This window comes from Burkholderia sp. SR8 (assembly GCF_052851275.1).
In genome coordinates this window covers 22,357-35,357 of the sequence record NZ_JAULUC010000033.1, presented here as the reverse complement: position 1 = coordinate 35,357, position 13,001 = coordinate 22,357, and the positions used below count along the sequence as shown (strand labels likewise).

Below are 13,001 nucleotides of genomic sequence, written 5' to 3'. Positions count from 1 at the left end.
TGCCACGTTGCACCCCCAACGCACGATCCGGCGAATGCCGCTACCATGAACTTCGTGTTGCACGCTGCGGCCCGGCGCTGCCGGCCCGTCATGCACACACGCCGTGGCGGCGCGGCCGGCCGCCACGCGACCGCCGAAGCGCGGGGCGGCCATCCGCAGGGCGCTCACCGATCAGCCGTTGCGCCCGCGCCGCTTCGCTCCCGGAATCAACAACAACCGAACCGGAGTGCAACGCACATGAAGTTCCACAAGACCCTCATCGCAGCAACCGTCCTCGCATCGAGCGTCAGCGCGCACGCGCAGATCGCCGGTGCGCAGCCGCTCAGCGTGACCGTCGAGCAATCGCAGGCGCTGCTCGAAGGCTGGAGCGTGAAGAAGAGCGTGCTCGGCAAGACCGTGTACAACGATGCGAACCAGAAGGTCGGCAAGGTGCGCGACCTGATCGTCGCGCCGGACGGCTCGGTGTCGGCGGCGATCGTGTCGGCCGGCGGGTTCCTCGGCGTGGCCGCGCACGACGTCGCGGTGCCGATCGCATCGCTCGACGTGCGCAACGGCAACATCTACCTGCCGGGTGCGACGAAGGATGCGCTGAAGGCGACGCCGGCGTTCCAGTACGCGAAGGTGCCGGCGGCACCGAAGCCGAAGAAGGTCGACGACAAGCACTGATCCACGCGGCCCGGCGCGCAACGCGCCGGACCTGACCGGGCGCGGGCCGCGAGTGGCCCGCGCGTCGGCGAGATCGTCGAACGCAGCGCGCGGCATCACGGCGGCGAGCGGATCGCGTCGGCGATCGATGATCGATGACGCCGCGTGCGGTGTCACTACCGCGTATCGCGCACGATCACGCGATCGCGGACCCACCGCGGCCACGCCGCCACGCCAACCCGTGTCGCCAATGCCGGCAGTCATACCGCCGGCCTCCTTCCGTCTGCCCATGCCCCAGAAAGCGAACGCGACCGGCCGGTGCCGGCTGCCAGTGACTACGCACGCGCCTGTCAAACGACGAGCCGCCGGCAATGCCGAGCGCGCTGTCGCGCCGTTCCCACCGATGCTGCCGGCAGACCTACGTAATTCTACGTAGCCCCGCATACGTAGTTGTGCGCTTGTAAGGCGCCCCCGTCGCGCGGAATACTACGCCCCACCGCCGCGGCTTCCCCGAGACGCGGCACGACGCATCGACGTCACGCGGGTTCGGCCTTGTTGCCGCATCCACTCAAAACACATTGGAGACCAGGAGACGCCATGAATCGGGCTTCCAGTACCCTGCTCTGGATCGCGGTCGCGCTACTCGGCGCGTTCGCATTCGGCACGATCGCACTCGCGCACGGCGAACGCGTCAGCGCGCTGTGGATCGTGATTGCCGCAGTCTGCGTATATCTGATCGCATATCGCTTCTACAGCCGTTTCATCGCCAGCAAGGTGATGCAGCTCGACGGGCTGCGGATGACGCCGGCGGTCAAGTACAACGACGGCCTCGACTACGTGCCGACCAACAAGTACGTGCTGTTCGGCCATCACTTCGCCGCGATCGCCGGCGCCGGGCCGCTCGTCGGCCCCGTGCTCGCCGCGCAGATGGGCTACACGCCCGGCATGCTGTGGATCCTGGCCGGCGTCGTATTCGCCGGCGCGGTGCAGGACTTCATCGTGCTGTTCATCTCGACGCGCCGCGACGGCCGTTCGCTCGGCGACCTCGTCAAGATGGAGCTCGGCACGGTGCCCGGCGTGATCGCGCTGTTCGGCGCGTTCCTGATCATGGTGATCATCCTCGCGGTGCTCGCGCTGATCGTCGTGAAGGCGCTGACGAATTCGCCGTGGGGCACGTTCACCGTCGCCGCGACGATTCCGATCGCGCTGTTCATGGGCGTCTATACGCGCTACATCCGTCCGGGCCGCATCGGCGAAGTGTCGATCATCGGCTTCGTGCTGCTGATGGCATCGATCGCGTTCGGCCAGACCGTGCACGATTCGCCGACGCTCGCCGCATGGTTCACGTTCAGCGGCACGCAGCTCACGTGGATCCTGATCGGCTACGGCTTCGTCGCATCGGTGCTGCCGGTGTGGCTGTTGCTCGCGCCGCGCGACTACCTGTCGACGTTCCTGAAGATCGGCACGATCCTCGGCCTCGCGATCGGCATCCTGGTCGTCGCACCGGAACTGAAGATGCCCGCGCTGACGAAGTTCGTCGACGGCACGGGCCCGGTGTGGTCGGGCAACCTGTTCCCGTTCCTGTTCATCACGATCGCGTGCGGCGCGGTGTCGGGCTTCCACGCGCTGATCTCGTCGGGCACGACGCCGAAGCTGATCGACAACGAAACCAACGCGCGCTTCATCGGTTACGGCGCGATGCTGATGGAATCGTTCGTCGCGATCATGGCGCTGGTGGCCGCATGCGTGATCGAGCCGGGCATCTACTTCGCGATGAACGCACCGGCCGCCGTGCTCGGCTCGACGCCGGAAGCGGTCGCGAACACCGTCACGCAATGGGGCTTCGTGCTGACGCCGGACATGCTCACGCAAACGGCGAAGGCCGTCGGCGAGACGACGATCATCGCGCGCGCGGGCGGCGCGCCGACGCTGGCGGTCGGCATGGCGCACATCCTGCACCAGGTGATCGGCGGCGAAGCGATGATGGCGTTCTGGTATCACTTCGCGATCCTGTTCGAGGCGCTGTTCATCCTGACGGCCGTCGACGCCGGCACGCGCGCGGGCCGCTTCATGCTGCAGGACCTGCTCGGCACGTTCCACCCGGCGCTCAAGCGCACCGAGTCGCTGCCCGCCAACCTCGTCGCCACCGCGCTGTGCGTGGCCGCGTGGGGCTACTTCCTGTACCAGGGCGTGGTCGATCCGCTCGGCGGCATCAACACGCTGTGGCCGCTGTTCGGCATCTCGAACCAGATGCTCGCCGCGATCGCGCTGGTGCTCGGCACCGTCGTGCTGTTCAAGATGAAGCGCGAGCGCTACGCATGGGTGACGATCGTGCCGACCGCGTGGCTGCTGATCTGCACGCTGACGGCCGGCTGGCAGAAGATCTTCGACGCGAACCCGAAGGTCAGCTTCCTCGCGCACGCCGCGAAGCTGCAGGCCGCGGTGGACGAGGGCAAGGTGCTCGCGCCGGCGAAGTCGATCGCGCAGATGCAGCGGATCATCTTCAACGACTACATCGATGCGGCGCTGGCGGGCCTGTTCATCTTCGTCGTCGTGAGCATCGCGGTGTACGGCCTGCTCGCCGTGCTGCGCGCGCGCCGCGAATCGAAGCCGACCGTGCGCGAGACGCCGTACGAGGCGATGCCGGCTTCGCAGGCGCTCGGCAGCGGACGATAACGGGAGGCCGCGATGTTCAGCGATCTTGGCAGCGACCTGCGCAGCGCGGGGCGTTACCTCGGGCAGGCGTTGCGGCTGATGGTCGGCCTGCCCGACTACGACACCTACGTCGCGCACATGCGCGAAACCCATCCGGACCGCGAGCCGATGACGTATGAGGAATTCTTCCGCGAACGTCAGAACGCGCGGTACGGTTCGGGGGCGGGGAAGTGTTGCTGAGCCGGGCCGATTCGGCCTGACGACAAGGCGGTCCGGCGACGGGCCAGGAAGCGCCGCGAAGGCATTCGCGGCGCTTTTTTCATTTGGCGGGCGCGCGGCGTGCTTGCGGTTCACCGTCGCCGCGGTGTTTGACCCGTTTCAGCGCGGCTTGATCCGCCCGCCGGTATCATATGCGTCTGCTTTTTCCGATGAATCCGCGCAGGAGAACCCGTCGTGCATGCCGGTGAGCGTTTCAACAGCATTTCCCATCTCGTCGGCGCGGTGTTGTCGGTGGCAGGGTTGGTCGCGCTGGTGACGATGGGCGCGCTCGACCACGATCCCTACAAGATCGTGAGCTTCAGCGTGTACGGTGCGATGCTGATCCTGCTTTACGCGATCTCGACCGCCTATCACAGCGTGCGCAACCCGCGGCTGAAGGCGATCCTGCAGAAGTGCGATCATTCGGCGATTTATCTGCTGATCGCGGGCAGCTATACGCCGTTCACGCTCGTCACGCTGCGCGGGCCGTGGGGCTGGTCGCTGTTCGGCGTCAGCTGGGGGCTCGCCGCGTTCGGGATCGCGCAGGAACTCACGCTCGGCCGACGCACGCGCATCGTGTCGATGGTGCTGTACGTGCTGATGGGCTGGCTCGCGCTCGTCGCGATCCGCCCGCTGATCCATGCGCTGCCGCCGGTCGGTGCCGCGTGGCTCGTGGCCGGTGGCGTGATCTACAGCGCGGGCATCTACTTCTTCATCAACGACGAGCGCATCCGGCACGGACACGGTATCTGGCACCTGTTCGTGTTGGCCGGCAGCCTGTGCCAGTTCGTCAGTGTCGCGATGTACGTCGCGTGAGCGACGCGGGGCGGGGCGGCGGCGGTGCGCGCCGGAGTAGCCGTGCCGCGTGTTGTGCGTGATCGTCGGCATCAAGTGCGGCCGGCCGCCGGCGCAATGTTCCGCAGCGCGGTGAACCCGACCCATCCCCAGTAGACGCGATGATGCGCGATCAGCCCGTCGCGCAGATCCATCACCTCGACGAGATCGACCTGGTCGCCTTCCGGCGTTGCGCGCGGATATTCCCAGACGAGCTGGCGGCCGTTCGAGAAGAACAGCGCGGTCCGGTACCAGCGCCCGAGTTCGTTGTCCGGATTGCGCAGGCCGGCCGCGAAGAAATCGGAGATCGCGGCCTTGCCGTGCAGCACGCCCGAGCCGTGGTCGGGCAGCGCGGCGATTATCAGCGGCGTCTCGAGTATCGCGTTGTCCGCGTAGAGCGATATCAGCGCGTCGAGGTCGCGCGCGACGACCGCGGCGTGCCAGTCGTGATGGATGCGTTGCGCATCGGTGTCGGCGTGTGTCATGGCGCGTTCCGGGAAGCGTGAATAACGGAACGACTGTATCGACGCCATGCCGCCGGACGTTTCATCTCGGGCCGAAACGTGGATGTCGCGCGGCGAGCGCGAACGTGATCAGGTCGGCCGCTAGCGGTCAGCCGTCAGCTCTCAGCTCTCAGCTCTCAGCTCTCAGCTCTCAACCGCAGCCGCAGCCGCAGCCGCAGCCGCAGCCGCAGCGCTAGCCCCAGCCCCAGCCTCATCCACCCAACGCGCCGAGATTCAGCTGATACGACTTGCCGATCCACACTGCGCTGTCGCGATGGTCACGCAGTTCGTCGTGCGTATTCGGATGCAGGAAGATGTCGAGCGCGCCGTGATTCAGCACGAGCCACGGCACGATCGTGTCGAACTGCGCGGCGCCGAACGCGATCTGATACGACCAGGCGGGATGTGGACCGACGAGCCGTTCGTGGAAGCGGCCGAGTTCGATGATCGCGCCGAAGCGTTCTTCGACGACGAGGCGAAACGCCCAGGCCGCGTCGCGGCTCGCGGCGTCGAAGTAGACGTGTGCGTGCCAACTGTCGATGGCGGTAGTGTCGATGGCGGACATGGCGGAACTCGAGAAAGGAGAAGCGAACGCGTGCGGGCCGTGACATACGGCGCGATGCGCAATTATCGCGCGTACGGGTTTGACGCGTCTTGTCGCAGAACGGTCAACCGGTGCCGAGGATTTGTCGTGCGTCACGGAAACCGGCTTCTTCGACGAGACTTTTCCAACAGCCATGAACGCGTGCGGCATCGGCCGGAAAGCCGCGCCGGCCCGCGTTCCCGCCGGATTCCCCGCGGCAACATGCCATTTCGGAAACAGCAAAAGCGACTCGTGCGGCGCATCCAATCGTCTGGAAAAACGCGTTCAGGTCGTTGAATGAAATAAAGAAATTCCGGCCTGGAAGCATTCGCGAATCGTGCGGATCGACACGCGTGAACCGGTACCGAAAATATCAATTGCGGATTCGGCTATTCAAGCGCATGGCCTACGCGACATACGATGGCTTCACCGCATCGGCATCGACGATCGATGCGAACGCAACCATCTGGAGGTCACTATGCGATTCCTCGTTTCCGTTGCCGCGCTGTCCGTCACGCTTGCCGTGCTGCCTGCCGCGAGCTTTGCGCAGTCCGTCAATGCCGGATGGCAGCCGAGCGCCGCGCCGTTGAGCTGGTCGGCGGCGCGTGCCGAAACCGGCGTGGAGCTGATGCAGATGACGCGCGCCGGCTTTCGCGCGACGACGGCCGGCAACCAGAACTATCCGCTCGCGATGCAGCGTGCGCTGGAACGCGTAAGGAACCCGGTGCCGGACCGCTCGCGCGAAGAGAAGGCCGCGATGGAAGCACGCGCGGCGGGCGCCGCGCAAGCCGGCCATCCGGTGAAGGCGTTCTTCGTGAAGACCGCGTACTACCTGAAGGGCGAGAACACGTTCTGATGCGGGAGACGAACATGGCATGTGCCAACCGATTCCCGCGCGTGCTGCGCGTGTCGCCGGCGCGGCGGCCGCTGCCGGGCGCATATGCGGCGCGGCGGCCGGACGGCGTGTACGGCGTGTACGGCAAGCGGCGTCGCGCAAACGGCAGCCGCGCCGCGAGCCGAGCCGCCGTCGCGTGCCGCACCGGATGGCCGGCGTTCGATGCGGACGATGCGTGCGCGAGCGAGAGCCCGTCATGAAGGCCGCCCGCAAAGCCCGCCGCCATCCGCCGCTGACCCGCGAGTGGCTGCTGCCGCTACCGCCCGCGCATGTGCGCGACATCTCGCTGAAATGCCACATGGCACTCGTCGCGCTGCGCGGCGAGCACGGCAGCGAAGCGTTGCTGATGCGGTTGCGCACGAGCGTCTATCTGGTGTTTCTCGCGCTCGACGATGCGGTGTCGCCGGACGCGAGCATCGACCTGTGCGTCGACGCGGAGCGTGTGCTCGACGCGAGCATGGAGCGCGCCGCGCAAGGCGGCGCATGGACGCTGCACGACGACGAATGCGCGGTGCTCGAACGTCTGCTCGCGGCGAACGACGCATGCGTCGCGACGCTCACGCGGCACCGGCTCGCCGAGTTGTGGCATCAGGTGTGCACGTTCGCGTCGGCCGAACAGCCGGCGCTGGTTGCGCAAGCCACCGCGAAGATGCGGGAGCCGGCCGTGCTGCATTGACCGGCCGCAGTACGACCCGCCGTTGGGCCGTGTTTCATACGCGTCCAATTTCGCGGGGCGAACGCTCGCCGTCTAATGTCGTCACCGGAGCCTAACGGGTTCGGTCGATGACGATCCATCCTCGCGCTTGCGACGATCGTGCGTATCGACGCGAACGGTTTCGTTTCAGTCAGGAGGAGCGATGGCGCTATACAGGATCGGCGGCTACTTCACGTGCGGAAGCGGCCGCGCATTCAGCGAGAACCTGCCGCCCGGCAGCGAGGTGCGGATCGCGGGCATCTATCGATGCACGGTATGCGGCGACGAGATCGGCATCGCGAAGTCGCAGCGGTTGCCGTCCGAGGAGGCGCACCGGCACGATTTCGATCCGCCGTCCGACCCGGTGATCGCGCCGGGTCCGACCGCCTGGCAACTGATCGCGGCCGCCGAGTCGCGGCACTAGGCATGCGCATGCGCTGCGGGCGCGGACACCCGCCGTCCGCCACGTCGACGGGCCCATAAAACCAAAGCGCCACGGAGCGAACCCCGTGGCGCTTTTCGGCTGCCAGCTTGCGCGAGGGCGTGAACCCCCGTGCGGCGAAACCCGGCTTAAGCCGCCGTTGCCGGCTTCGCCGGCTTCTGCAGCTTGCCCTTGCCGGCGCGCTGGATTTCCTCGAGCTTGATCTCGACGTGGCGCGAGAACACGTACTCGGCCGGACGCTGCTTCGCGATCGAGATGTCCGGTGCGAACGGGCCGTCGGTCTTGATGCCCTTCTTGCTCACGCGCAGCGCCTTCAGCGGATGCGCGATCGTGTCCATCACGGCGGTCGCTTCGAAGCCGCAGTGGACCATGCAGTCCGCGCACTTCTCGTAGTTGCCGACGCCGTAGTTGTCCCAGTTCGTGTCTTCCATCAGTTCCTTGAAGGTCTTCACGTAACCTTCGCCGACCAGATAGCACGGCTTCTGCCAGCCGAACACGGTACGCGCCGGGTTGCCCCACGGCGTGCACTTGTACGTCTGGTTGCCGGCCAGGAAGTCGAGGAACAGCGACGACTGGCTGAACGACCAGCGCTTGCCGCCTTCGCCGCGCTTCAGGATTTCGCGGAACAGGTTCTTCGTCTTGTCGCGGTTCAGGAAGTGCTGCTGATCCGGCGCGCGCTCGTACGCATAGCCCGGCGACACGGTGATGCCGTCGACGCCGATCGGCTTCAGCGTGTCGAAGAACTTCGCGACGCGCTCGGGGATCGCATCGTTGAACAGCGTGCAGTTGATGTTCACGCGGAAGCCGCGGCGCTTCGCTTCCTTGATCGCTGCGACCGCCTTGTCGTACACGCCTTCCTGCGACACCGAATGGTCGTGCATCTCCTTGTCGCCGTCGAGGTGGACCGACCACACGAAGTACGGATTCGGCTCGTAGTCGTCCATCTTCTTTTCCATCAGCAGCGCGTTCGTGCACAGGTACACGAACTTCTTGCGCTTCATGATGCCCTTGACGATCTCCGGCATCTCCTTGTGGAGCAGCGGCTCGCCGCCGGCGATCGACACGATGGGCGCGCCGCACTCGTCGACGGCTTCCAGGCATTCCTCGACGGACAGGCGCTGGTTCAGGATCGGGTCCGGATAGTCGATCTTGCCGCAACCGTTACAGGCGAGGTTGCAGCGGAACAGCGGCTCGAGCATCAGCGCGAGCGGATAGCGTTTGTTGCCGGACAGGTGTTGGCGCATGATGTATGCGCCGACGCGGACTTGCTGGAGCAGCGGAATAGACAAGAGATGTCCTCCTTAAACTTCGCGGGCGACAGCTTGCGTAAGCTTCGCCGGCAACTTGAATTCGACTTTTTCTTCACGGCCCGTCATCGTCGTGACCTCGACGGACCCCAGCGCGCGCAACGCGCCGATCACATCCTCAACCATTTCCTCGGGTGCCGACGCGCCGGCGGTCAGGCCGACCGTCTGCACGCCCGCGAACCATTCGGGCTTCACTTCCGAGCCGTCGGCGACGAGATAGCTCGGCACGCCGCTTTCGGTGCCGATCTCGCGCAGGCGGTTCGAGTTCGAGCTGTTCGTCGCACCGACGACCAGCAGCACGTCGACCTGGCCGCTCAGCTCGCGCACGGCGGCCTGGCGGTTCTGCGTCGCGTAGCAGATGTCGCGCGTGTCCGGGCCGACGATGTCGGTGAACCGGCGCTGCAGCGCTTCGATGATGCCGCGCGTGTCGTCGACCGACAGCGTCGTCTGCGTGACGTAGGCAACCGGCGTGTCGACCGGCAGCGTCAGCGTAGCGACTTCGGCCTCGCTCTGCACGAGGATCACCTCGGCCGGGATCTGGCCGATCGTGCCCTCGACTTCCGGATGGCCCGCATGGCCGATCAGGATCAGCCGGCGGCCCGCCGCGACGTACTGGCGGCCCTGCACGTGCACTTTCGTGACGAGCGGGCAGGTTGCGTCCAGCACGTCGAGCCCGCGCGTTTCGGCGTCGCGCTCGACCGTCTGGGCGACACCGTGCGCGCTGAAGATCGCGACAGCGCCGTGCGGCACCTCGTCGAGTTCCTCAACGAATCGTGCCCCTTTATTACGCAGATTTTCGACGACATGCCGGTTATGCACGATCTCGTGACGCACATAGACCGGCGCGCCGTGCTGTTGCAGCGCGCGATCGACGATCTCGATCGCGCGGACAACCCCCGCACAAAAGCCGCGGGGCTGGGCAAGGATGACTCGCATAAGTGAGCGAACTCCGACGACAGACGCCGGGGTTCGAGGAGCTGGCACTGCTCGCTCGCCCCGGCTTGATGTTATGAAGGCAGGAAACGAACCGGCCAGGCCAGGCCCCGGAACCCCGAATTAATCGCGCATTTTAACCCTATCGCGCCGTCCTTGCTCTGGTGCTGTTTCGGCCGTGTTGCATTCGGCGCAGAGCCGCGTCGGCGCTCGCGCGCGCGGAACCCGGTAAACTGCGCGGTTTCGCGGGCAGCCTGTCCGGCTGCCCGGCATCGCGCTCATTTCAAGGCCATTCGATGACCGTCGATTCTTACGCGTATTGCCCTGCCGCGCATGCGGTTATGGGCGTTTTAACTCCGACCCTTATTGCGGCCGAGCGAGCCGGCCGGCGCTGCGGCGCCGCCCGCTCCGGTATCCGGCAGGAGGTCTGCCGATGATGCTCGCGATTACCTTCCTGGTGTCGGGCCTGTCGCTGCTGATCTGGATCGTGCTGCTCGTCGCGCGCGGCGGCTTCTGGCGTGCGCGGCCTGCGGCGGTGCTGCCGCCGCAGGCGCGCGGTGCCGCGGCCGAGGCCGGCTGGCCGGCCGTCGTCGCCGTCGTGCCGGCGCGCAACGAAGTCGACGTGATCGGCGATGCGGCAACGTCGCTGCTCGAGCAGGACTATCCGGGCGAGTTTCACCTGATCATCGTCGACGACCACAGCGACGACGGCACGGCCGACGCGGCCCGCGCGGCCGCGCTCGCGATCAACCGGGCCGACCGCCTGACGGCGCTGTCGGCCAAGCCGCTGCCGGCCGGCTGGTCGGGCAAGGTGTGGGCGCAGTCGCAGGGCATCGCGGCGGTGCGCACGCTCGGGCTGCCGGCCGACTACCTGCTGCTGACGGATGCGGACATCGGCCATCCGCCCGACGCGGTGGCCCAGCTCGTCACGCGCGCGCAGGCCGAACAGCGCGATCTCGTGTCGCTGATGGTGCGGCTGCGCTGCGATTCGTTCTGGGAAAAGGCGCTGATCCCGGCGTTCGTGTTCTTCTTCGCGAAGCTTTATCCGTTCTCGTGGATCAACAATCCGCGCAACCGGACGGCCGGCGCCGCGGGCGGCTGCATGCTGGTCAAGCGCAGCGCACTGGAAGAGGCGGGCGGCATCGAGTCGATTCGCGGCGCGCTGATCGACGACTGCAGCCTCGCCGCGCAGATCAAGCATCGCGGCACCGGCCGGCATCCGATCCGGCTCGACCTCGCCGATCGCAGCGTGTCGCTGCGTCCGTACGACAGCTGGCGCGACATCTGGAACATGATCGCGCGCACCGCGTTCACGCAGCTGCACTATTCGCCGCTGCTGCTCGCCGGCACGCTGCTCGGAATGACGATCATCTATCTCGTGCCGCCGGTGGCCGCGCTCGTGTACGGCGCGCGCGCATGGCCGGCGTGGCTCGCGTGGGCGTCGATGTGCACCGCGTATGCGCCGATGCTGCGTTATTACCGCCGCTCGCCGCTGTGGGCGCCCGCGCTGCCGCTCGTCGCGCTGTTCTACGTCGGCGCGACGTTCGCGTCCGCGTGGCGTTACTGGCGCGGCAAGGGCGGCCAGTGGAAGGCGCGCGTGCAGGCGCCGGTGGAGCGCTGAGCAAGGCCGGCGGCCGCCGGCCGTTTCGCGGATGCCCGAAAGCACAAAGCCCGATCGGTTGCGACACCGATCGGGCTTTGTCGTTTGTGGCGCTGCCGCGCCCGCTTACCGCTGCGTCAGCATCATGTACATCTGGATCACGACGTCCGGCGAGAACGTGAACGGCACCCAGCCGTAGCCGGTGTGGCGCGCGACCAGCAGGCGATCGCCGTTCGACTGCTTCTGCACGGCCATCATCGGATTCTTCGTCGTCACGAAGCGCCAGCCGGGCGGGATGCCGGGCGGCGGTTCCGGCTGCATCGACGCACGCGCATGCGCGAGTTCCTCGATCAGCTGGCCCAGTTGTTCCGGATGCAGCGTGATCGATTGCCCGTTGACGGTCAGCGTCAGCTCGTTCTGCGACGGGCGCGCGACGTGCAGCGTCGCCTTTTCGGCGGGCGCGTCCGCTGCTTCGCCGGCCGGGGCGACGTCGATTGCGGTGTCGGCGGCGGGGGCCGCGACGACGTCGGTGACCGTGTCCGCCGACGCTGCCGCACCTGCTTCGGCCGTGACCGGTTCGGCAATGTCCGTCACCGGCTCGACGGCCCGCTCGACCGCCGGCGCGCCGACTTCAGCCGCGACGGCGGCCGTCGCGGTTGCCGTGCTTGCCGCACTTGCCGCGTTCGTCGCCGCGTCCTTCACCACCGCTTCGACCAGCGCTTCCGCGTCGGCGATCGCTTTCGCGTGGCGCTCGGCCGCCGCTTCGGCCTGCGCGATCGCTTCGGCGTGACGTTGCTTGACGGCTTCGGCTTGCGCGGTCGCATCCGCGTGGCGTTGCGCGGCGGCTTCGGCTTGCGCGATCGCTTCGGTGTGACGCTGCGTGATCGCTTCGGCTTCGGCGGTTGCGTCGGCGTGGCGCTTGGCGGCCGCGTCCGCATCGGCGATCGCCTGCGTATGACGCAGCGCGAGCGCCTCGGCCTCGGCGATCGCGGCTGCGTGGCGCTGCGTCGCGGCCTCGGCTTCGGCGGTCGCTTCCGCGTGGCGCTTCGCGGCCGCTTCGGCCGCCGCTGCCGCCGCTGCATGGCGCTGCGCGGCCGCGTCGGCTTCGACGGCGGCGGCGTGATGACGTTGCGCGGCGGCCTCGGCTTCCGCGATCGCCGCGGCATGGCGCTGCGACGCGGCTTCGGCATCGGCGTGACGCTGCGCGAGCGCTTCGGTCAGCGCGGTCGCTTCGGCGTGCCGCTGGACGGCGGCCTCGGCCTGCGCGGTGGCTTCGTTGTGGCGTTGGGCGGCGGCTTCGGCCGCGGCGGTGGCATCCGCGTGGCGCTGCTGCGCGGCTTCGGCGTCGGCGGCTGCGGCCGTGTGGCGCTGCGCGGCGGCCTGTGCTTCGGCCTCGGCGGCAGCGTGACGCGCGGCCGCGGCCTGGGCTTCCGCTGCAGCGGCGCGCGCGAACGCTTCCGCGCTGCGTGCCGCCTGCTGCGCGGCGTGGTGATCGTGGAGGAGCTGATCGACGCCCGCGTTGAGCGAATCGATCTGATCGTTCAGGTTCATGCGTGTCTTCTCTGCGTAAGACCCGCGATTTTAACCGCTGAGCCGGTGCCGGTCCGTCAGCGACGTGTAACAAAGTGCGCAAAGCGGCGTGAACGACGCCG

Annotated in this window: 15 protein-coding genes; 9 read left to right on the top strand and 6 right to left on the bottom strand. The window is 67.5% G+C overall.

Features of this window, described 5'->3' with window-relative positions:
- The first annotated feature begins 237 nt into the window (after positions 1-237).
- From Q3A80_RS28800 to trhA, 4 genes are all read left to right on the top strand, one after another.
- The gene (locus tag Q3A80_RS28800; protein WP_446332197.1) at positions 238-666 is read left to right on the top strand and encodes a PRC-barrel domain-containing protein; all 429 of its coding nucleotides are present in this window, start codon (positions 238-240) and stop codon (positions 664-666) included.
- A 576-nt stretch (positions 667-1,242) separates the two neighbouring features.
- Positions 1,243-3,321, top strand: a complete 2,079-nt coding sequence (locus Q3A80_RS28795; RefSeq protein WP_446332196.1) for a carbon starvation CstA family protein — start codon at positions 1,243-1,245, stop codon at positions 3,319-3,321.
- 12 nt (positions 3,322-3,333) lie between these two features.
- The gene (locus tag Q3A80_RS28790) at positions 3,334-3,540 is read left to right on the top strand and encodes a YbdD/YjiX family protein (RefSeq protein WP_006480280.1); all 207 of its coding nucleotides are present in this window, start codon (positions 3,334-3,336) and stop codon (positions 3,538-3,540) included.
- A gap of 213 nt (positions 3,541-3,753) precedes the next feature.
- A complete protein-coding gene (gene trhA, locus Q3A80_RS28785) occupies positions 3,754-4,374 on the top strand; it encodes a PAQR family membrane homeostasis protein TrhA (RefSeq protein WP_446332195.1) in 621 nt (206 codons plus the stop codon).
- Positions 4,375-4,445: 71 nt separating this feature from the next.
- Here the strand turns inward: trhA and Q3A80_RS28780 are convergent, their stop codons facing one another.
- From Q3A80_RS28780 to Q3A80_RS28770, 3 genes are all read right to left on the bottom strand, one after another.
- Positions 4,446-4,877, bottom strand: coding sequence for a nuclear transport factor 2 family protein (locus Q3A80_RS28780; RefSeq protein ID WP_446332194.1), 432 nt, complete (start codon positions 4,875-4,877; stop codon positions 4,446-4,448).
- Between the two features lie 229 nt (positions 4,878-5,106).
- Positions 5,107-5,460: a DOPA 4,5-dioxygenase family protein gene (locus Q3A80_RS28775; RefSeq protein WP_446332193.1), complete on the bottom strand. Its 354-nt coding sequence runs from the start codon at positions 5,458-5,460 to the stop codon at positions 5,107-5,109.
- A 103-nt stretch (positions 5,461-5,563) separates the two neighbouring features.
- On the bottom strand, positions 5,564-5,806 hold the full coding sequence (locus tag Q3A80_RS28770; RefSeq protein WP_446332192.1) for a hypothetical protein: 243 nt from the start codon (positions 5,804-5,806) through the stop codon (positions 5,564-5,566).
- Positions 5,807-5,956: 150 nt separating this feature from the next.
- Here Q3A80_RS28770 and Q3A80_RS28765 point away from each other — a divergent pair, with 150 nt between their 5' ends.
- The 4 genes from Q3A80_RS28765 to Q3A80_RS28750 all read left to right on the top strand — a co-directional run bounded on the left by Q3A80_RS28765 (position 5,957) and on the right by Q3A80_RS28750 (position 7,491).
- Positions 5,957-6,334 (top strand): hypothetical protein, encoded by a 378-nt coding sequence (locus tag Q3A80_RS28765; protein ID WP_446332191.1) that lies wholly within the window; start codon positions 5,957-5,959, stop codon positions 6,332-6,334.
- A gap of 14 nt (positions 6,335-6,348) precedes the next feature.
- A complete protein-coding gene (locus Q3A80_RS28760) occupies positions 6,349-6,573 on the top strand; it encodes a hypothetical protein (RefSeq protein WP_446332190.1) in 225 nt (74 codons plus the stop codon).
- Positions 6,570-7,049, top strand: coding sequence for a hypothetical protein (locus Q3A80_RS28755; RefSeq protein WP_446332189.1), 480 nt, complete (start codon positions 6,570-6,572; stop codon positions 7,047-7,049). Before Q3A80_RS28760 ends, Q3A80_RS28755 begins: the two co-directional genes overlap by 4 nt.
- 181 nt (positions 7,050-7,230) lie before the next feature.
- Positions 7,231-7,491, top strand: coding sequence for a hypothetical protein (locus Q3A80_RS28750; protein ID WP_446332188.1), 261 nt, complete (start codon positions 7,231-7,233; stop codon positions 7,489-7,491).
- Positions 7,492-7,637: 146 nt separating this feature from the next.
- Here Q3A80_RS28750 and hpnH read toward each other — a convergent pair whose 3' ends face one another.
- Positions 7,638-8,798, bottom strand: a complete 1,161-nt coding sequence (gene hpnH, locus Q3A80_RS28745; RefSeq protein ID WP_446332187.1) for an adenosyl-hopene transferase HpnH — start codon at positions 8,796-8,798, stop codon at positions 7,638-7,640.
- Between the two features lie 12 nt (positions 8,799-8,810).
- Positions 8,811-9,752 carry a 4-hydroxy-3-methylbut-2-enyl diphosphate reductase gene (ispH, locus tag Q3A80_RS28740; RefSeq protein WP_446332186.1) on the bottom strand — a complete coding sequence of 314 codons (942 nt, stop codon included), beginning with the start codon at positions 9,750-9,752 and terminating at the stop codon, positions 8,811-8,813.
- Positions 9,753-10,182: 430 nt separating this feature from the next.
- Between ispH and Q3A80_RS28735 the strand changes: the two genes are divergently transcribed.
- Positions 10,183-11,370: a glycosyltransferase gene (locus Q3A80_RS28735; protein WP_446332185.1), complete on the top strand. Its 1,188-nt coding sequence runs from the start codon at positions 10,183-10,185 to the stop codon at positions 11,368-11,370.
- Between the two features lie 105 nt (positions 11,371-11,475).
- On the opposite strand, the gene Q3A80_RS28730 is transcribed toward Q3A80_RS28735, so the two are convergent.
- A complete protein-coding gene (locus Q3A80_RS28730) occupies positions 11,476-12,900 on the bottom strand; it encodes a phage tail protein (protein WP_446332184.1) in 1,425 nt (474 codons plus the stop codon).
- Positions 12,901-13,001: the final 101 nt, after the last annotated feature.